Here is a 21,263-nt window from a genome sequence, read left to right on the forward strand (position 1 = left end):
AAGATTAGTCTTTATTACTGCTTCTAAACGCACGTTTACGATCATTCTCAGTAAGATGACGTTTACGTAAACGGATAGATAATGGTGTTACTTCCACTAATTCGTCGTCATCAATAAATTCTAATGCTTGTTCTAACGACATTTTAACTGGCGGTGAAAGTGTGGTTGCTTCATCAGTACCTGATGCACGCATATTAGTCAATTTTTTACCCGTTAAACAGTTAACGGTTAAATCATTTGAACGAGTATGAATACCAATAATTTGACCTTCATAAACTTCAGCACCATGACCAAGGAATAATTTACCACGATCTTGTAAGCTATAAAGTGCATAAGCTAATGCTTTACCCGTACCATTTGAAATCATAACCCCATTAATGCGTTGACCAATTTCACCCGGTCGTACATCGTCATAATGACTAAATGTAGAATATAGCAAACCAGTACCCGATGTCATGGTCATAAACTCCGTTCTAAAGCCGATAAGACCACGACTTGGAATGACATAATCCAAACGCACTCGACCTTTACCATCTGGTAACATATTAGTCAGATCACCTTTACGTAAACCAAGCGCTTCCATCACAGAACCTTGATGTTGTTCTTCAATATCAAGGGTTACTTGTTCAAATGGTTCTTGTCTTTTACCGTCGATTTCTTTGAAGATAACTTTAGGACGAGAAACCCCAAGTTCATAACCTTCACGACGCATATTTTCAATTAATACCGATAAGTGTAATTCACCGCGACCAGAGACTCTAAATGCATCAGGATCAGGCGTTTCTTCAACTCGAAGTGCCACATTATGTACAAGTTCTTTCTTCAAACGTTCAAGAATTTGGCGAGAAGTCACAAATTTACCTTCTTTACCTGCAAACGGTGAACTATTAACATTAAAGAACATAGTAACAGTTGGTTCATCAACAGTTAATGCTGGTAATGCTTCAATGCAGCTGTTATCACAAATCGTATCAGAAATACCTAATTCACCAAGGCCAGTTAACGCAATTATATCACCGGCTTCGGCAACTTCTGCTTCATAACGTTGTAAACCTAAATGACCTAAGACTTGCCCTACTTTACCAGTACGTTTATTACCTTCACTATCAACAATCGTCACTTGTTGATTTGGTTTTACGCGACCTCGTTTGATTCGACCGATACCAATAACCCCAACATAATTATTATAATCAAGTTGAGAAATTTGCATTTGGAATGGCCCATCTAAATCCACTTTTGGAGGCTCAACATGTTTAATGATAGCTTCAAATAATGGTGTCATATCTTCAGCCATATTTTCATGATCTAAACCAGCGATACCCATTAATGCAGAAGCATAAACAATAGGGAAATCGAGCTGCTCGTCAGTTGCACCTAAGTTTACAAACAGATCAAATACTTGATCAACAACCCAATCTGGACGCGCACCTGGACGGTCAACTTTATTAATTACTACAATTGGTTTTAAACCATAAGCAAACGCTTTTTGTGTGACAAAACGAGTTTGTGGCATTGGTCCATCCATAGCATCGACTAACAATAACACCGAGTCAACCATCGACATAACACGCTCAACTTCACCACCAAAATCAGCATGACCTGGGGTATCGACAATATTTATACGATAATCATTCCAGTCAATCGCTGTATTTTTAGCTAAAATGGTAATACCACGCTCTTTTTCAAGCGCATTAGAGTCCATTATACGTTCATTGTCGTCACCACGCAGATTATCTAGCGTACCTGATTGTTTTAACAATTTATCAACCAAAGTTGTTTTACCATGGTCAACGTGCGCAATAATGGCAATATTTCTTAAATTTTCAATCACAATTAAAATCCCAATTAGGAGATAGATTCTTTAGGCGCGATATTGTACACCTTTTTAGCCCAAATGTTGATCTATATCACAAAGTTTATTTAAAAGAACGTCATTACTTGATAACATTACAAAAATATTAATCTATTTTGACAAGAAGTTTAGGGTTATCTATACGTTTGAGTATAAAATTGTGTTGCAAACTGATCAACTTTAGCCCAATCGGTATACTCAATGATAGGTTTTGTCACGTCTGTATCACCCTTACCTAGCCACATAATAAAACGAATCATATTACGATCAAACCAATTGTATTTGGGATAATAAAGTGCGCCAGCAAAAACGGCTTTAATTGTTGGTTTCCATGCGATTTTAGCTAAGAATTTTCTCGTGTACAAATTGGTTTCAGGGGTATTTTTATGCGGCTTTCTGGCCACAACATTCACACCAAAAAAACCCGATTTAATTTTATTTAATTGCTGATAATTATCATCAATAAATTTTTTCATTACTTTATTGTAAAATCCATAACGAATAGAACATCCTAACAAAACTGCTTGATATTTTGTAAGATCGATATTCATCGTTGGTAAAAGCTCAATGACATCACAATCACATTTACCCGCGAGTTGATTTTCGATACGCTGCATAATTTTAAATGTTTGCTTTTCGTAAGTAGTATAGAGTAATAAAACTTTCATTTTTAAATTTCCTATTAAAGGGTTTATACCTGCAACTTTTTAATTCATTTAGTCGTAATTAACTGAATATAGGATAGCAAGCGAAACCTATTATATATAAACGTTAAAGATTAATCAGTACTTTATATTTACTTAAATCATCATATCTAATCAGAATGGCTAACTTAATTTTGTTGAATGGATTTTCTTTTTTTGGTTAAAAAGTAGATTATAGTTTTGAACGGTTGCCCACTGATCTATGCATTGAAATTATCGGCTATTTGAATCATAACTAAACCTTTGTGGCAAATCATAATAGCTTTTTTGACATTTCTATATCACATTGATGAAATCTGAATGGAAACAGGACTAATTACCTTTTTATTACTCATCGAAACATTGCCTCTATTTATTATAGAATTTGAAACATCGACTTAAGTCTTGAATCTATATTGAAAATATTTTTTAGAACACAATTTTCATAATTAAAAGAGATAATCATTAAAGTAGATGTAACTTTTTTTATGATAAAAATTAATAAATTGTGGATGATTTACTAAAAAACTTTGATTATAGTATTATACTAATTTAACCTGATCGGAAATGAATATGGCAATTTCACCCCCAAAACTTAGTGCAATTATTTTGGCGGCAGGAAAAGGCACACGGATGTATTCCAACCTTCCTAAAGTTTTACATAAAATCGGTAACAAACCGATGCTTCAACATGTAATTGATACAGTTAAACAACTTAATACCAATCGCATCAATGTTGTTTATGGTCATGGTAAACAACAGCTTAAAAATGCGTTTAAAGATCAACCTGTACAATGGGTTTATCAAGCTCAACAGCTTGGTACTGGACATGCAGTACAACAAGCTATTGCCTATATTGAAGATGACGAAGACATCTTAATTTTATATGGCGATACCCCACTTATATCAATACCAACCTTACAAAATTTAATTGCCAGTAAACCCAAACAAGGTATTGCGTTATTGACTGTTGTACTTGATGACCCTACCGGTTATGGGCGTATTGAGCGGAAAAATGGCAAAGTCGTTGCGATTATAGAGGAAAAAGATGCTTCATCAGAGCAGCAAAAAATCAATGAAGTCAATACTGGGATTATGTTAGTAACGGGCAAACTATTAAAAAATTGGCTAACGCGATTAACCAATAATAATGCACAAAAAGAGTATTATTTGACTGATATCATTGCTTTTGCTAATCAAGATGGTTACGAAATTCTCACCTCTCATCCAATAAAGCAATTCGAAGTTGAAGGTGTGAATAATCGATTACAGTTAGCGATATTAGAACGACACTATCAACATCAACAAATACAAAATCTATTACTTTCAGGTGTAACCCTACTTGATCCAAACCGTTTTGATTTACGTGGCACTCTTACCCATGGTAAAGATGTCGTAATTGATAGTAATGTCATTATTGAAGGTGATGTAACACTCGGTAATAACGTTACTATTGGCGCAGGGTGTATCTTAAAAAATTGCCGTATTGATGATGATTCCGTTATCAGCCCATACAGCATAATTGAAAATTCAACCATTGCTAAGCAATGTACAATTGGACCTTTTGCACGATTAAGACCAGGTTCAGAACTTGACGAACAAGTACACGTTGGTAACTTTGTTGAACTTAAAAAAGCGCATTTAGGCAAAGCAACCAAAGCTGGACACTTAAGCTATCTTGGCGATAGCCAAATCGGTAGCAATGTCAACATTGGTGCAGGCACGATTACCTGTAATTATGATGGTGCCAATAAATTGACAACCATCATTGAAGATGATGTATTTGTAGGCTCAGATACCCAACTCATTGCCCCAGTTAAAGTTGGTAAAGGTGCAACCATCGCTGCAGGTACTACTGTCACCAATAATGTTAATGATAACGAATTAGTAGTAAGCCGAGTAAAACAAAAGCAATTTGCTGGTTGGAAACGTCCAACTAAATTAAACAACGAGGAATAGACTATGTGTGGAATTGTTGGTGGTGTGGCCAAACGTGATGTTGCTGATATATTACTAGAAGGTTTAAAACGATTAGAATATCGCGGTTATGATTCTGCTGGGCTTGCCATTATATCGCCACAAGGCGAATTACAACGCGTTCGTCGCGTTGGCAAAGTTCAAGCCCTAAAAGATGCCGTCGATGCGCACCCACTCAAAGGTTCAACAGGTATTGCCCACACACGCTGGGCAACACATGGTGAACCGGCTGAACATAATGCCCACCCACATGTTTCCGGATTTATTAGTGTGGTGCACAACGGTATTATTGAAAACTTTGAACCATTACGAGAACAGCTCATTGCTAAAGGTTACCAGTTCCGTTCCGAAACCGATACTGAAGTTATTGCTCATCTAATTCATGACATCATTGCAACTGAAGATTGCTCATTATTTGATGCTGTCCAAAAAGCGATACCACAGCTACGTGGGGCTTATGGCACTGTGATAATGGATACTCGTAACCCTGATATATTAGTCGCTGCACGTTCGGGCAGCCCCTTAGTGATTGGTTGTGGTATGAGTGAAAATTTTATTGCCTCAGATCAACTTGCATTATTACCAGTCACACGTCAATTTATCTTTTTAGAAGAAGGTGATATTGCCCTTATTGGCCACAGCGCGATTACAATCATAGATAAAAATTATCAACATGTTACCCGTCCACGTATTGAATCCGATGCCAGATATGACGCTGGGAGCAAAGCGGGACACAACCACTATATGCAAAAAGAGATCTACGAACAACCTAATGCTATAAAAAATACGCTTGAAGGTCGTATGGCACATGGAAGAGTAGATTTATCTGAACTAGGGGAGCGTGCCGAAAATATTTTAAAACAAGTTGAACATATTCAAATCGTGGCATGTGGTACTGCTTATAATGCTGGTATGGTTGCTCGTTATTGGTTTGAAGCTTTAGCCGGTATTGCTTGCGATGTCGAAATAGCGTCAGAATTTCGCTATCGTAAACCAGCACGTCGAAAAAACAGCTTATTTATCACGTTATCGCAATCAGGTGAAACTGCAGACACTTTAGCCGCACTAAGGCTAGCAAAAGAAATCGACTACCTAAGTACACTCGCAGTGTGTAATGTAGCAGCATCAACCCTTGTTCGTGAAGCAGAATTAGTACTATTAACTAAAGCTGGGGTAGAAATAGGTGTTGCGTCCACAAAAGCATTTACTACTCAATTAACGGTATTGCTGTTATTAGTTGCCAAATTGGGGCGACTCAATGACATGGCAGAAAGCACAGAACAAGCCATTGTTCACGCATTACAAACCTTACCAAATCGTATTGAACAGGTATTAATGTGTGAACCACAAATTAAAAAACTCGCCAGTCAATTTGTTGATAAGCATCACGCTCTATTCTTAGGGCGAGGCGATGAATACCCAATTGCTATGGAAGCATCATTAAAACTAAAAGAAATCTCATACATTCATGCTGAAGCTTACGCTGCTGGTGAACTCAAGCATGGTCCTTTAGCATTAATTGATGCAGACATGCCGGTAATAGTTATGGCACCAACTAACGAAATGTTGGAAAAATTAAAGTCCAATATTGAAGAAGTCCGTGCTCGTGGTGGTCAACTTTATGTATTTGCTGAGCAAGATGCCGGTTTTGTCAGCGACGACACCATGCATATTATTAATTTACCCCATATTGAACAGCTTACCGCACCAATCTACTACACTGTACCAACTCAATTACTGGCTTACCATGTGGCATTAATCAAAGGCACAGATGTCGACCAACCCAGGAATCTAGCAAAGTCGGTAACAGTCGAGTAAAACCAAACCCATAATTATTAAGACCATAAGGGTCAATTATTATGGGTAAAGATCAATAAAAATCAGACAAGCATCACAAACCATTGGCATAAAATTTATTCCAAACATCCTTCCAAGCATTTAACCATTTTGCAAGTGTGAACCACATCACATAATCAGAAAATACCCTGTTTTTTGAAGTGTGATAAGGGTCACATTTACTCATTATTCCAGATGAATATTATGAATAAATCCCTATAAAATAAAAGCATAATAATTATATTCATCAATAAGGAAAGATGCATTTTATGACAACATTAAATATTAAATTAAAAGTCCAAAACTTTGGGCGATTCTTAAGTAATATGGTGATGCCTAATATCGGGGCTTTTATTGCTTGGGGATTTATAACGGCAATTTTTATTCCAACGGGCTGGTATCCTAATGAAAACGTTGCCAAACTCGTTGGTCCAATGATCACTTATTTATTGCCACTGCTCATTGGCTATAGTGGCGGTAAATTAGTTCATGGAGAACGAGGAGGTGTCGTTGCAGCCGTAACAACTATGGGTGTGGTTGTTGGAGCATCCATTCCAATGTTCTTAGGGGCTATGATTGTAGGTCCATTAAGTGGCTGGGTGATTAAACAATTTGATAAGACCATAGACGGTAAAATCAAAAGTGGCTTTGAAATGTTAGTCAATAATTTTTCAGCCGGTATTATTGGTATGCTCCTTGCTTTATTATCATTCTTTGCCATTGGACCTTCAGTAGTTGTCGCATCTAAGGTACTTGCAAGCGGTGTTGACTTTATGGTGCAACATAATTTATTACCACTCACTTCTATTATTGTTGAACCAGCAAAAATCTTATTTTTAAATAATGCAATTAACCATGGTATATTTTCACCACTTGGTATTCAACAAGCAGCCGAACATACACAATCAATATTCTTTCTAATTGAAGCTAATCCTGGACCAGGTTTGGGATTATTACTTGCTTATATGCTTTTTGGTAAAGGCGCGGCAAAAGGTTCAGCAAGTGGTGCTGCAATCATTCACTTCTTTGGTGGTATTCATGAAATTTACTTCCCATATGTGTTAATGAATCCTCGCTTAATTATTGCCATGATTTTAGGTGGGATGACAGGTGTATTTACACTTACCCTTTTTAATTCAGGCTTAAGTTCCCCCGCTTCACCAGGTTCAATTATTGCCCTATTAGCAGTAACGCCTAAAGATTCAATGCTTGGTGTGATTACCTCGGTCCTAGCCGCAACGACAGTATCATTCTTAGTATCAATCGTATTATTAAAAACAACTAAAAATATCGATAAAAGCTTTGAAGATGCAAAATCAGATGTCATAGCGATGAAGGATGAATACAAAGCTTTAAAAACTGAAACATTTAATCTTGATAATGTGAAAAAAATTGTTGTAGCTTGCGATGCAGGGATGGGATCGAGTGCAATGGGTGCAGGTGTACTTCGCAAAAAAATACAAGATGCTAATTTAGACATTTGTGTTATTAATCTTGCCATCAACAATCTAACCTCCGATACCGATATCGTTATTACTCATAGAGATTTAACTCAACGAGCAAAACAATATGCACCCAATGCACATCACATCTCATTAACTAATTTCTTAAACAGTGATTTATATAGCCAACTTGTAAACGAATTGATTGTTGCACAAGGTGTTAGCAATACTAATCGTAGTAATATTGAAACATCAACGCATAATATCCAACCATTATTTCAATTCACAGAAAAGGACATCTTTTTAGGTTTAACCGCTCAAAACAAAGAAGAAGCAATCCGTTTTGCAGGGCAAAAATTAATGGATAACGGCTATGTTAAATCCGCTTACATTGAAGCAATGCTAGAGCGTGAACGGCTAACTTCAACTTATCTTGGCCAATCCATTGCTGTACCTCATGGCACAATTGAAGCCAAAGATAGTGTCATCAATACCGGTATCGTCTTTTGTCAATATCCAGCTGGGATAGAATTTGGTGAAGAAGCGAATGACAAAGCCAAAATCGTTATTGGCATCGCTGCACGCAATAACGAACACTTAGATGTCATAGCCAAATTAACTAACGCGCTGGACGATCCAAACCTTATTGCCAAACTATCCAATACCTCTCGTTTTGATGAAGTGTTAGCAATATTAAGTTAAGTATGACATCACAATGACTTCCTTCACTTTACTTAAGGAAAGTTGTTAAACCAATTATATTAAATACAAATTAAAGGTAAAAAATGCAAGCATTACATTTTGGCGCTGGCAATATTGGGCGCGGATTTATCGGTAAATTATTATCAGACGCAGGTATTCATGTAACATTTGTCGATGTTAACCAACAAGTGATTGACGAAATTGCCAAACGTCATCAGTACCCTGTTAATGTGGTGGGCGAGCAATCAACCACTGAAATTGTTCACAATGTTGACGCGATTAATAGCTCATCGTCCGAAGTGATTGACTATATTGGAACAGTCGATTTAGTAACCACCGCAGTGGGTCCACAGATTTTAGCTCGGATTGCTGAAGATATGGCAAAAGGATTGATTGCAAGATATCAACAAACCAACAACGCACCACTTAATATCATTGCTTGTGAAAACATGGTACGAGGAACCAGCCAATTAAAACAAGAAGTATTTAAATACATACCTTATGAACTCCACTCATGGATGAACAGTCATATTGGCTTTGTTGATTCAGCCGTTGACCGCATCGTACCACCAGCAACATCTAAAATAGGCGATATTTTAGAAGTCACAGTTGAAACATTTTCGGAATGGATTGTTGATAAAAATCAATTTATTGGCGATATCCCATCAATCAAAGGTATGGAACCAGTCGATAATTTAATGGCATTTGTCGAACGTAAATTATTTACTTTAAATACAGGTCATGCCATCACCGCTTATTTAGGATTTTACAATAATATTGCAACCATCCGTGATGCTATTTTAGTTAATAGCATTCGCACAGTTGTACAAGGAGCAATGCAGGAAAGCGGTCAAGTACTGATAAAACGTTACAATTTTGACCCTGCTAAACACCAAGCCTATATTGAAAAGATCCTTACGCGCTTTGAAAATCCATATCTCCAAGACGATACAGCTCGCGTTGGTCGCCAACCCATTCGTAAATTAGGATCTAGCGATCGATTAGTTAAACCGCTACTTGGCACATTTGAATATGAACTAAGCAATAACAACTTGCTCATCGGTATTGCAGCAGCACTTAATTATTACAATGTTGATGACCATCAAGCTATTGACTTAAATAAACAAATCGTTGAAAAAGGCTTAATTCAAACATTTTGTGATATTTCAGGTATAGAAATCAATAATCCTATTGTTTGTCAAATTGAACAACTTTATACTTCCATGCAACATCATCAATACTAAATGAATAATGCTAGAATCAACATTAGCAGAAAACACAATACTTGAAAAACTCAACCAGCAAGCTGACATACACAGCTTGCTGGCGGAGGCGATAAAAATGATCAATAGCATTATTAGTCAATTGCTTATAAAGTCCTTTCGTAAAGAACCTCACGCTATAAAATTTGTCATACCTTCACTCATTGATAAAAATGGTCCGCTCAATGATACATCCATCTGTTTAAAATTACTTTATGTGTTTGGAATCATAACGCACGAAGAGTATGAAGATGTCGAGCTATTAATTGCCATATTAGACGAACTTGATCATGACGATAAAAAATACACTTACCTCGACGATGAAATATTAGGTCCGATTAGTCTATTACATGATATGGTACTGCCATCAAATTGGGATTCACAACATCAAAAAGCCAAAGATTCTGGTATTGTCGATACATTAAAGTCATCCATCTATCAAAATCGATATCAACAAATGATACGCTCAGCACTGATTATCGCTATTACGGATCTGACGGTACGTATGATTAATAAACAAAATATTCACTGCATCCCTTAAAGAGAGAAAATTCATCTTTAAAACAGTTGGTTAATAAAAAACCAAGGACTCATCGAAAAACAAAAACTGGTCTTAATCAAGATCACATAAAGGGAGAACTATTATAAACATGGTTCCTTACCAATGGCATTAATTTTGAAACAATTTACCTACACATTCAATCCTTCTATTAAATCATAACAAACTAAGTTAAGTATGGCTCTCAGTTTGGCAAAAAAACTGTAATAGTTTCTATCTATTGACACAACAAAAATTTTCAATTTCAGGGTGATTTATATTTCATTATGCTATTCAAATTTTGTCGGTGACAGACAAATCATTTACTTTTTTATAGTCTCCTCCTTTTGAATTAAGATTCGTACATTCGGGGTTGAATGTAAGTTTGAATTTCTAATGAAACGGTATAGACTCCTAAATATTTTTTACAAAATTTACTGTTTTCATACTCAAAAATCATCAAGATCCAAAAAGGATTATCCTTTATTTCCCACAATAAAAATAACTCGCTATAATGCATTCAATTTTATTGTTAAGTGGATTATGCATGAAAACACTATTTGCCAGCACGTCGCGCGGGCTTGAAGAGTTATTAAAAAAAGAGTTAGAAGAGTTAGGTTCGGTCGATTGTAAAATCGCCCAGGGTGGTGTTTTTTTTGACGCGGATGAAAAAACACTATATCAATCATTATTATGGTCTCGTTTGGCATCGCGTATTTTATTGCCCATTGCGGAGTTTGATATTTACAGTGATTTAGATCTTTATTCGTGTGTATTTAATCTTAAATGGCCAGATATTTTTGCAGTTGATAACTCCTTTGTCATTAATTTTGTTGGTGTCAACGATTTTATTCGTAATAGCCAATATGGCGCACTCAAAATTAAAGATGCAATTGTTGATCACTTTTCTCGTCATTCTAACGAGCGTCCTAATATCGCTAAGCAAGATCCAGATATTCGTATTCATGCTTATTTAAATAAGAACCGTGTAACACTGTCATTAGATTTGAGTGGCAGTAGTTTGCATCAACGTGGTTATCGTCAGCAAACTGGGCAGGCTCCATTAAAAGAAAACTTAGCGGCAGCAATCATTATGCGATCAGGATGGCAGATAGACTCGCCATTAATCGATCCAATGTGTGGTTCGGGAACACTATTGATCGAAGCGGCAATGATCGCTGCAAAAATTCCACCAGGTTTATTGAGAAAACAGTGGGGATTTTTCGCCTGGAAAGGTTTTAATGCAAAACTTTGGAATGAACTCTTATTTGCTGCTAAACATAATATTAGTAAACCAAATACACCATTTATCGGTTACGACAATAATGCCGTTGTTTTAGAGCGAGCAAAACAAAATGCCATTCAAGCTGGTGTAGGCGATTTGATTACCTATGCACTGCAAGATGTAACGCAGTTAACCAATCCACTGCCTGATGATGCAATGGGTATGATAATCAGTAACCCTCCTTATGGCGAAAGATTAGAAAGTGAACCTGCTCTTGTTGCATTGCATACAGCGCTTGGTCGTCAAATTAAACAATATTTTGGTGGCTGGCGACTTTCTTTATTTAGTGCTGCGCCACAATTATTAGACTGTTTACAAATGCGTGCCGAAAGACAATTTAAAGCGAAGAATGGTCCATTAGATTGCGTACAAAAAAATTATACAATTGCGCAACGTTCTACCGAACAAGTCAGTACCCCCATATTGCCAGCCGCTGATTTTGCTAATCGTTTACGAAAAAATAAGCAGAAGCTTGAAAAGTGGGCTGCACAAGAACAGCTAGAATGTTATCGCCTTTATGATGCCGATTTACCTGAATACAATGTAGCTATCGATCGTTATAAAGATAAAATAATAGTACAGGAATATGCAGCACCTAAAAATATTGAACCACAAAAAACTCGGCAACGACTGTTTGATATTATCAACGCCACAATGTCAGTGCTAGAACTTACTGCCGATCAGTTAGTTTTAAAAACTCGTGAAAAGCAAAAAGGCAAACAGCAATATCAAAAGTTGAGCCAAAAACAGGATTATTTTTTAGTGCATGAATATGCCATTAATAAACACAAAACTCAATTTTGGGTAAATGTGACTGATTATTTAGATACTGGGCTGTTTTTAGATCATCGTTTAGCACGCAAAATGATTGGTGAGATGAGTTCTGGTAAAGATTTTTTAAATCTGTTTGCTTATACTGGTAGTGCAACTGTTTATGCTGGACTAGGTGGCGCTAAATCAACAACGACAGTTGATATGTCACGTACTTATTTACAATGGGCCGATCGTAATTTGAAACAAAATGGTTTAACTGGTCGACAGCACCGCTTAATTCAAGCTGATTGCTTATTGTATTTAGAACAAAGTGATGGTCAATTCGATCTAATTTTCATTGATCCGCCTACATTTTCGAATTCAAAAAGGATGAGTGATACTTTTGATGTACAACGTGATCACTTAAAAATAATGACACATCTAAAACGGTTATTAAGACCAAATGGAATCATTGTGTTTTCAAACAATAAACGTGGTTTTAAAATGGATAATACTGGTATGCAAAACCTTGGATTGACTTATCAAGAGATCACCAATAAAACATTATCTTTGGACTTTAAACGTAATAAGCAAATTCACTGCTGTTTTATTGTCCAACATCAAAAATAAAATATCACTGAAAATGAAAAAATTTTGACGGAATTCTCCTTAAAATAAATCAGTATAGATCTTTTTAAGGAGAATTGTTTTAATTTAAACTCTTTTTGAAAAATTAAACAAATAAATTCAATGGTAAAAATAAATTGAGTATTACTCGTTTATTTTACCTTTAGTAATGGAAATATTTATAAGAATTCAACCATTATTCGAACAACATCTAAAGCAATTTTTTAATACTTAATCATTTATAAGAGAGAATTAATTGAATTCTAATTACGTTATACTAAAAACTTATTTACAGATTACAACAATCATCAAGGATGATAAATTAGTAAAGAGAATAAATATTTAGAACTTTTATGAATATCGTTATTGATTTTTTATTTCACGAATACGAATACTACTGGTTACTTCACGCCATATGACCATTAACTGATCTTCACTATAGGCTTTACGGCTATCAAGTGGGACAATATAGTACATTTCAACCAATAAGTTGGGGTTTTTATTATCAGGCTCTTCCATATTAATGCCTAAATTAAAGATATAACTCTCTTTTTTAAATTCATCGAGGTTTTCATCGTTAAAATCCTTACTTTTAACAATTATTTCCTCTAAATGCAGATTGTGACTCTCACGTGTCCCTTTATAAATTTTTTGCCCTTCACCCTGAATAATAAAATAGTCAGGAATATCAAATAACGAATAACCTCCAGCATAATTATTAAATGTAATACGAAAATAAAAATCATCCCTATCTTCATAACGATAAATGAAATCGATTTCTTTTGGTTTGTCATCATCGCCTTGCATAAAGCCATTTGTAAAACAAAAACCGGGTTCGTTTGGAACAGTAAAATCATCACGAACACGAATGCGTTCAAACAATTTTCGCATTTGCACTATCTTTTCCGGCACATCGTTATTATGGATATCTGGATATTTTTTTCTATCCTCATCATACCGACTGGCCGAACCATTGGTAGCTTCCATTTCAATTTTGAAGGTAACTTCGTCCTGCCAACGATAACCTTCTAAAATTCGGGCTACATCAGGAACTCCCTCACTCTGCATCCGTTCAAAAATAAGACCTTCTATTTCAGCACTATTTGCAACTGACAAAGGGTAGATTGCTTTTAAAAATTTACCATCAATAGGATCGTCTGGTTGAGTGTTTTTTAACTCTTGTTCTCGTCGGGCTAGCATCTGTTTAAAAGGGGGAAAATATTGCTGATTGGTTGCGATATTAATGCCTTGATTATAATCATATTTGAATGAATTTTCTTTGGATGATTTAAATTGTTTTGGTAAATCAATTAAATAGGTTCCTAAGCAACGGGTAGCCGTATCAGTAAGTAGCTCATCGACCTGTTGTTGTTGTTCAGTTGATAAAGTTGCCATATGTATATCCTTGCTAAAAAATTGGTAACTAAAGAGGGTAATCACGAATAAAATAACAATTAAAAAAAAATGTTTTTTATTAAGTTTTAAGTTATGGATCATTATATAACCTTCTGAATAATATCGACTATTGCACGCAAAGCAAACTCTTGACCGATTGCATTTTGATACGCAGGTTCATGTTCAACGGGTATATGCATACGAGCTTGAATCTGATTAAGTGGAATTTCACCAGAACTTTGTGGTACGGTACCATCGCCATTGCTATCGGCTTTTTTTAATGTGTATTCTTCCGCAATATTGCCTCTTTTTTCCGAAACGGTTTGGGTTCCCCAAAAAAAATGATAATCGCGTTTAACCTCTTTCCAATCATTAAAGCTTGCTTTAAGAGTTCTGATTTCAGTTATCTCGTTTAAATCTAATCGATTATTAGCACCAATATGATTCATTGCTGGTCGTTTTTCCTCTTTTTGATACCCTTTAATAACCTTACCTTGCCAATGTACAGTTTGATAGGTAAAAAACTGTTTACGCATTTTATTTCTGTTATTTTCTATTCCGAAAAACACATAGGTATTGGGATGATATTTATTAGCGATCTTTTCATGAAAAGGTTTAACATCTCTATAAATTAACTTTTTATAGTTTTGCCAATCAATTCGCATTGTAGCTAAATCATGCTTTGAATTTAATGGATTAATTAAATGCGGTTCACAAACGCACCACCAGTGATCTTTATTTAAATAAATATCATCATAAGGATTCTTTTGAGGAAACGAGTATGATTTTCCGTTAGGAGCAGTAATGATTAACCATTTTGATACATATTTTTCGCTAGGTAACAATTGTAATGGACCAGGAGCTTGAGCACACACAGCCGTCATTTCTGCAGCATCTTTCCCTAAAACATTTGCAGTAGCCCAATTTATCATAGTACTACTACCATAAGCTTCACTTCCTCGTTTCATGCGGGTATAAGCGGCAGCAGCTCCCGTCGAAGGTTGTACACCGTTAATCACACCGTATACTTTTTCACGCCCACCCAGAACTTCAGTATAATAACGCGCAACCAATCCGCCCATAGAATGGGTAATTAAAATCACTTTATCGCAAGTTCTGCCTCGTTTTTTATAAAATCTTGGGATTGTCTCTTCAACTAGGATTTTAAGTCTTTTTGCACTTTTTTCATTAGATTCTAGCCAGTTATAACCCATCGCATAAAGAGGGAAATCATAATTTTTAAAGATCTGAATCTGATCATTATTAAACGTTAACTTTGCTTTTGATCCTTTTTCTAACTCAAAAGGTAAAGCTTTAATCAGACTTTTTACTTTACTGGATAATTGTCCATTTGGTTGAAATAAGTATGATTGAAAGGTTTCTAAAAACTTGCCATAACTCTTATAACCAACGCTTCCCCATCCTCTTGCTCGACGAACACCAAAGAGCCGATTTTCAGGATGGTTATTGATTGCTTGCTTTATTTTTTGATTTCTTATTACTGTTTCGTCATAAATTTTATTAACCTGATATTTGCTATACTTAGCAATATCTTTGATGTATTGTTTTTTTATATTCGAAATTTCCTTTTCTGCTGCATCAATAACAGTTCCACGGTAATCTACCTCTGTTTTTTCAGGATCAAGTTCTTTTTTTCTTGCTTTGGCTCCACCAACACCCCAAAGTGCCCAACCAGCTACTGAAGCCGAACTATCTAAACGCCAAACTTTTTTCGTATTTGAATCCTTACCGTTTGTAGATTTTACCTTTAAATTACTTCCCATTACGCCAGGCAAAAAAATAATAGGTATAACTTTACGCTCTTTTTCAATATGAATTTTTTCCATTTTCTTATTTGAACGTGGTACTGTGTGAAATACGGCACTTTGGGGATCATTATTTTTGTCCATTCTATTTCCTTATTCCTTTATTGGTTACATCATTTTTTGATAAGTGATTAGTTATAAAGTCACTTATCCAATAACTAGGATCGTTACAACTGACTTAGCATAATTTTACTGCTGACTTGTAAATCCCTAACACAGTGAAAAACTATCATTAAATCTGCGTACCTCACGCTTCACTCGACAATGTGCTTGATCTTCGCTCTCTACGACAATAATAAATTCAGTGATTAATCCGTACAAATTGCTTATTTTTACAACATGACCAAATGAGCTGATTTTTGTCACTACTAGTGGAAATTGGTTAAGAGGAAGAGTCAGAAAGATGGCTTGGATATGGAAGGATGCAATTGAAATTTGCTTATCTTTGCAGGTCAAATCCATCTGATATTGCCAAAGTGCATTTGACCACGCTTGACCTTTAATTGATACGACAAAAATACCGGATAACCCGTCGAGCTTATCAACTGAAAACAGATAGTTAGTGTATGATAAGTGTCCGGTAAGCGAAGCTAAGCTATCGTCCAGTTTCTCCATTATGCCCATACAATAATCCTTCATTTGCAAAATGCTATATTGATCTTCATAAAAAACAAGGATACATATAGATGATAATCTGTATTATATAATAATAATTATTTCTTTTTTGTGAGTCAATTAATCTGTTCGTTATGCCAAATAATGACTAAGTCGAGTAATAAATCTGGTTTTCTATTTTATCGATACCAATATTAAGAATTATGCATAAATACATCTAAGAACAATGTGTCATTAATAAAATGAATATTCATAACATGTACAACCTATAATAGATCGCATTGTTATCGATTTGAGTATTCACAAAGATCCTCTGATTACAAATTATTTACGAGGAGTTATTCGCTCCTCGCTATAGATTTAAACAATACAACTCTAAACTAACGAACGACCAAAACTGAGGTTTGCGCGCTACGAACTACACCTGCTGCATTTGATCCTAATAAATGAGTGGTAATATTAGGGCGGCGAGATCCCAGTATAATTAAATCGGGTTTTAGTTCTTCCGCAATATGAAGAATTTCATCCCTTGGGTTACCAAACGCGATAGAAAACGACAATTTTTCTTGCGGTAAATTAACCGAAGCCATTAATTTATTTAACCACTGTTCAGTTTTTACTGTCGCTTTATCTTTAAATTCATCAAATCCAAATGAGTAAGCATTCACAATTGCTGACGCGACAGGTAAAGTATGAAAGAAAATCACCTCAGCATTTGATAATTTTGCTAAACATTCAACATGTGGGATGACTTTTTGGGTCAACTCATCTTCAAGCACATCAATTGGTACTAAAATTTTGTTGTACATAAAACTTTCCCCCTTGATAAAAAACCGGATAAAAGATCATTAACAATATGGTTTAATTGTTCTGTATTTTGATAATCGTGATTTTGATTACTAGGATACACAATTTGGATTCATTTTTTTATTTTAATAGTTAAGTTAGTTGATGCTCACTATAATATCCTAAATCCAATTTAGAAAAATGAAACTTTTTTTTTGCTCATTTCATGACGGAGATCACCATGAGTAATATCATTTACCGTTCTGACATCAAACCAGAACTCGAACAAGCTATTGAGCTTTATCGTCACTGTTCACTAGGTGAACGCCGACCACTTGCAGATTCAACACGATTTCAAGCTATGTTAAATAATGCTAATTTAGTTATAACCGCGTGGCATAATGATAAATTAATTGGTATTGCCCGTTGTTTAACAGATTTTGTCTATATAACTTATTTAGCTGATCTCGCTGTGGATGAGAATTATCAAAAACAAGGTATTGGAAAACAATTGATTAAAGAAGTAAAAAACAATACTCATGAGGGATGCTCAATCATTTTACTAGCAGCACCAAATGCAGTTGATTATTATGAACATATCGGATTTAATGCCCATCCTTCAGCTTGGATTTTAAGAGACTAATCAATATGAGAATCATTTTAGCATCAACATCACTATCACGTAAAAAAGTACTTGAAAAATTCGCTATACCTTTTGAATGTGTCCCACCAATTTGTGACGAAACGCCACTTTCTGGAGAGTCTGCCGAGCAATTAGTGGTACGTTTAGCGAATCTGAAAGCGCAATCCTTAGTCGACATATATCCAAATAGTTTAATTATTGGCTCAGATCAGGTGGGGGTTTTGGAAGATAAAATTGTTTGCAAACCACATACGGTTGAAAATGCTCGTAAACAACTTGCCAATAGCAGTGGCAAAACAGTCTATTTTTATACCGGTATGACGGTTATTAATACTCGTTCGGGTCAATCAACAACTATTTGCGAGCCATTCAAAGTCACTTTTCGTCAGTTAAGTTGTGCAGAAATTGAGGCTTATATCGCAAAAGAGATGCCCTTACAATGTGCAGGTAGTTTTAAATGTGATGAGCTCGGTATAACGCTGTTTGAGAAATTAGAAGGTGATGATATTAATTCTTTAGTCGGATTACCGCTGTTAAAACTTAATAAAATAATGATTGACATGGATTGTAATCCATTATTTCTTTAATAAGTGATGCAAACTCAATAAGTCAGTGTTCACTTAATATTAGGTGAGTGAACATTGACTTATTTATTTATCAATCAACCGTCCTGCCGATAGGTTCATAATATTTTGGCTATAACTTGCCACATCATTATCATGAGTAACAATCAATAAAGTGGTACCTTGTTGATTAATTTCTTTTAGCAGTTGCATAATATCGTTAGAACTTTCCTCATCAAGATCACTGGTTGGTTCATCGGCAATGAGAATTTGTGGCTGGCAAATTAGTGCTCTCAATATCGCAATACGACGCATTTCACCGCCCGACATATTTGCTGGATATACATCTTGCAAATAACTGACTTTGGCTTTTTCCAATAATTTCTGTGCATAACTTAAGCTATTCTGGTTGGAACGCTTAGTTAAATAAAAGGGTAAGCGAATATTATCTATTGCAGTGAGATTAGAAAGTAAACTGCTGCCTTGAGGAATATAACCAATATGCTGATTACGAAACGCCGATACTTGTTGATCATCTAATTCAAATAGATTTACATCATTGAAGGTTACTTTTCCTTGTGTTGGTGTTAATAAACCCGCAATAATATTCAGAAGCGTGGTTTTACCACTACCGGATTTCCCCATAATGCAATTAAAATCGCCTTGTTTCATGCTAAAACTGATATTATTCACTGCTGCAAAAGTTTGCTGAGCACGTTGATAATCTTTACGCAAATTTTTAACATGCAGTTCCATTATTCCCCCTCTCTGAGCGTACTATAAGTATCAAATTTTGTCATAGATAAAGCCGAATAGATACTTGATAATGGACCAATAATTACAGTTAATGCAAATACTCCTACGGCATAGCCTATCGCATCAATAACAGAAAGATTAATGCATGGCAAACCAATGGTTTGGCAGATTAATAAACTAAATGCATATAATAATACGCCTGCTAATAAAATTCCCATTAAGCCACCTAACGCACTAATAATCAAAGATTCACGCAACAACATTTTTACCAAATCTCGACGTGACGCGCCTAAGATACGTAATAAACTGATTTCTCGCTTGCGCTCATTTAAACTTGACGAGAAAATTACAAAAATAATCACTATTGCTAATACCCAAAAAATTACCGATAAACTATATACTACAGTCGAAAAGCCATTTAACCATTTGGAAATCTTACTTAACATACCTTTAGTTATAACAAAATCGAGTTTATAGTCGATAGCATATTTTGGCATAATTTGATTCACAATATCTCTAGGCTGAAAATCGGGAGCAACTTTGATAAAAATTGAAGAAGCATAATCCGCAAAATGATCCACATCGCCTTGTACTAATCCGGCTTCTTTCATTAAGGTATGTGCCGCTTGCATCGTCATGAATACCGAAGTATCAAAGCCCATACCAGTACTGTCCATTTTAGCTGCTATTTTAAATGGATGATTGAAAAACATAACTTCATCGCCAATATTTGAGCTAATTTTCGATCCAACCACTATTTGATTATCAGTAAGAGGCTCAGCTAGTTGCGATTGTAACCAAGGTTTGATCACAAAATCACTTTGCTGATCAAAGCCAATTAGTTGCACTTTTGCAGTACAACAACCTGCGCTGAGAGAAGCGATAAATAACTGAGGTGATATTGCTTGTATTCCTTTTATATTCTTGATTTTATCAACTAAATCAACCTTTAAATAAAAGCTACTTGGTTCACCACGTAATAAGGCTATTTCTAGATTTTTTTCGTAACCATAAGGAACAACCAAAATATCAGCGCCAAGGCGATCTGCCATACCTGAAATTCCCAAACTGAGGTTTTTCATAATGACACTGCCACCAAAAAGTGTGGCAGAAAACAACACAACAATGATAATTAAACAACAACTGCGAAATGGCCGCCGTTGAATATTTCGCCACGCCAAATTAGCCAAAGTAATGGGTTGTTCTTGCATGTTTTTATCCTGTTTCCTAACAAAGATGGAGCATATCTAAAAAATGCTTCGTCTGGCTGCTTTATTTAGATAGAAAATATTAACAAGTGATACAATAAATAATAACACGGACAATAATACTAGCGCTGGTTTAGCGCCCATATTACAACGCATCATCTCGTTACTGCATACGCCAATTAAAATGGTTGGAATAGCCGCAGCAAATAACGAAATACAGGCGACCGCCATACTCAATCCCATTCGCAGAAAAATTTTACGACAAAATAGCATCAAGATGCCAATTGCAATAATCATACTCCCCACGCCAATCTCAGCTCTACCTGTCCAAAAGCATTTCATAATTTTTCCAACTCCCGCATGCACATGCTCTGCTTGACCATGCATGGTTACAGTGGGTAGGTTAACTGTTTCTGGTGGGCAAACGGGTAAAATATACAGAGGAAATAAAATAAATAATATGCCAATAATGATATAAACTAATGATGAAACAATACGATTTTGCATAATTTAA

The 21,263-nt window shown here is 35.5% G+C and carries 17 protein-coding genes; 8 read left to right on the forward strand and 9 right to left on the reverse strand.

Going from position 1 to position 21,263, the window contains the following annotated elements; genetic code table 11:
• Window positions 1-4: 4 nt before the first annotated feature.
• Window positions 5-1,831, reverse strand: coding sequence for a translational GTPase TypA (typA, locus tag J3U19_RS01990; protein WP_324123778.1), 1,827 nt, complete (start codon window positions 1,829-1,831; stop codon window positions 5-7).
• Window positions 1,832-1,986: 155 nt separating this feature from the next.
• Entirely contained in the window at window positions 1,987-2,520 is a 534-nt protein-coding gene (gene hemG, locus J3U19_RS01995) for a menaquinone-dependent protoporphyrinogen IX dehydrogenase (protein ID WP_267339789.1), read from the reverse strand.
• 588 nt (window positions 2,521-3,108) lie between these two features.
• On the opposite strand from hemG, the gene glmU reads away from it, so the two are divergent.
• The 6 genes from glmU to rlmKL all read left to right on the forward strand — a co-directional run bounded on the left by glmU (window position 3,109) and on the right by rlmKL (window position 12,960).
• Window positions 3,109-4,494 (forward strand): bifunctional UDP-N-acetylglucosamine diphosphorylase/glucosamine-1-phosphate N-acetyltransferase GlmU, encoded by a 1,386-nt coding sequence (gene glmU, locus J3U19_RS02000; RefSeq protein ID WP_267339791.1) that lies wholly within the window; start codon window positions 3,109-3,111, stop codon window positions 4,492-4,494.
• Between the two features lie 3 nt (window positions 4,495-4,497).
• Window positions 4,498-6,330, forward strand: coding sequence for a glutamine--fructose-6-phosphate transaminase (isomerizing) (glmS, locus tag J3U19_RS02005; RefSeq protein WP_267339792.1), 1,833 nt, complete (start codon window positions 4,498-4,500; stop codon window positions 6,328-6,330).
• Window positions 6,331-6,617: 287 nt separating this feature from the next.
• Window positions 6,618-8,492: a PTS mannitol transporter subunit IICBA gene (locus tag J3U19_RS02010; RefSeq protein ID WP_267345309.1), complete on the forward strand. Its 1,875-nt coding sequence runs from the start codon at window positions 6,618-6,620 to the stop codon at window positions 8,490-8,492.
• 83 nt (window positions 8,493-8,575) lie between these two features.
• Complete coding sequence (locus J3U19_RS02015) at window positions 8,576-9,736, forward strand: mannitol-1-phosphate 5-dehydrogenase (RefSeq protein ID WP_267345310.1); 1,161 nt, start codon at window positions 8,576-8,578, stop codon at window positions 9,734-9,736.
• 7 nt (window positions 9,737-9,743) lie between these two features.
• The gene (locus J3U19_RS02020; RefSeq protein ID WP_267339797.1) at window positions 9,744-10,295 is read left to right on the forward strand and encodes an MltR family transcriptional regulator; all 552 of its coding nucleotides are present in this window, start codon (window positions 9,744-9,746) and stop codon (window positions 10,293-10,295) included.
• A 544-nt stretch (window positions 10,296-10,839) separates the two neighbouring features.
• Window positions 10,840-12,960 carry a bifunctional 23S rRNA (guanine(2069)-N(7))-methyltransferase RlmK/23S rRNA (guanine(2445)-N(2))-methyltransferase RlmL gene (gene rlmKL / locus J3U19_RS02025; RefSeq protein WP_267345312.1) on the forward strand — a complete coding sequence of 707 codons (2,121 nt, stop codon included), beginning with the start codon at window positions 10,840-10,842 and terminating at the stop codon, window positions 12,958-12,960.
• A gap of 360 nt (window positions 12,961-13,320) precedes the next feature.
• Here rlmKL and J3U19_RS02030 read toward each other — a convergent pair whose 3' ends face one another.
• The 4 genes from J3U19_RS02030 to J3U19_RS02045 all read right to left on the reverse strand — a co-directional run bounded on the left by J3U19_RS02030 (window position 13,321) and on the right by J3U19_RS02045 (window position 17,602).
• Complete coding sequence (locus J3U19_RS02030; RefSeq protein ID WP_267339800.1) at window positions 13,321-14,352, reverse strand: T6SS immunity protein Tli4 family protein; 1,032 nt, start codon at window positions 14,350-14,352, stop codon at window positions 13,321-13,323.
• Between the two features lie 101 nt (window positions 14,353-14,453).
• Window positions 14,454-16,262, reverse strand: coding sequence for a lipase family alpha/beta hydrolase (locus tag J3U19_RS02035; protein ID WP_267345313.1), 1,809 nt, complete (start codon window positions 16,260-16,262; stop codon window positions 14,454-14,456).
• 126 nt (window positions 16,263-16,388) lie between these two features.
• Window positions 16,389-16,802 (reverse strand): hypothetical protein, encoded by a 414-nt coding sequence (locus J3U19_RS02040; protein ID WP_267339803.1) that lies wholly within the window; start codon window positions 16,800-16,802, stop codon window positions 16,389-16,391.
• 371 nt (window positions 16,803-17,173) lie between these two features.
• The gene (locus J3U19_RS02045; RefSeq protein WP_267339804.1) at window positions 17,174-17,602 is read right to left on the reverse strand and encodes a universal stress protein; all 429 of its coding nucleotides are present in this window, start codon (window positions 17,600-17,602) and stop codon (window positions 17,174-17,176) included.
• Window positions 17,603-17,820: 218 nt separating this feature from the next.
• Here J3U19_RS02045 and J3U19_RS02050 point away from each other — a divergent pair, with 218 nt between their 5' ends.
• Window positions 17,821-18,222, forward strand: a complete 402-nt coding sequence (locus J3U19_RS02050) for a GNAT family N-acetyltransferase (RefSeq protein WP_267345314.1) — start codon at window positions 17,821-17,823, stop codon at window positions 18,220-18,222.
• 5 nt (window positions 18,223-18,227) lie between these two features.
• Complete coding sequence (locus tag J3U19_RS02055; RefSeq protein WP_267339806.1) at window positions 18,228-18,809, forward strand: Maf family protein; 582 nt, start codon at window positions 18,228-18,230, stop codon at window positions 18,807-18,809.
• 63 nt (window positions 18,810-18,872) lie between these two features.
• On the opposite strand, the gene J3U19_RS02060 is transcribed toward J3U19_RS02055, so the two are convergent.
• The 3 genes from J3U19_RS02060 to J3U19_RS02070 are packed head-to-tail and all read right to left on the reverse strand — an operon-like array spanning window position 18,873 to window position 21,256.
• A complete protein-coding gene (locus J3U19_RS02060; protein WP_267339807.1) occupies window positions 18,873-19,541 on the reverse strand; it encodes an ABC transporter ATP-binding protein in 669 nt (222 codons plus the stop codon).
• Window positions 19,541-20,752, reverse strand: coding sequence for an ABC transporter permease (locus tag J3U19_RS02065; RefSeq protein ID WP_267339809.1), 1,212 nt, complete (start codon window positions 20,750-20,752; stop codon window positions 19,541-19,543). Before J3U19_RS02065 ends, J3U19_RS02060 begins: the two co-directional genes overlap by 1 nt.
• A 36-nt stretch (window positions 20,753-20,788) precedes the next feature.
• On the reverse strand, window positions 20,789-21,256 hold the full coding sequence (locus J3U19_RS02070) for a DUF4418 family protein (protein WP_267345315.1): 468 nt from the start codon (window positions 21,254-21,256) through the stop codon (window positions 20,789-20,791).
• Window positions 21,257-21,263 lie beyond the last annotated feature (7 nt).

This window comes from Gilliamella sp. B2828 (genome assembly GCF_026537125.1).
Lineage (GTDB): Bacteria > Pseudomonadota > Gammaproteobacteria > Enterobacterales > Orbaceae > Gilliamella.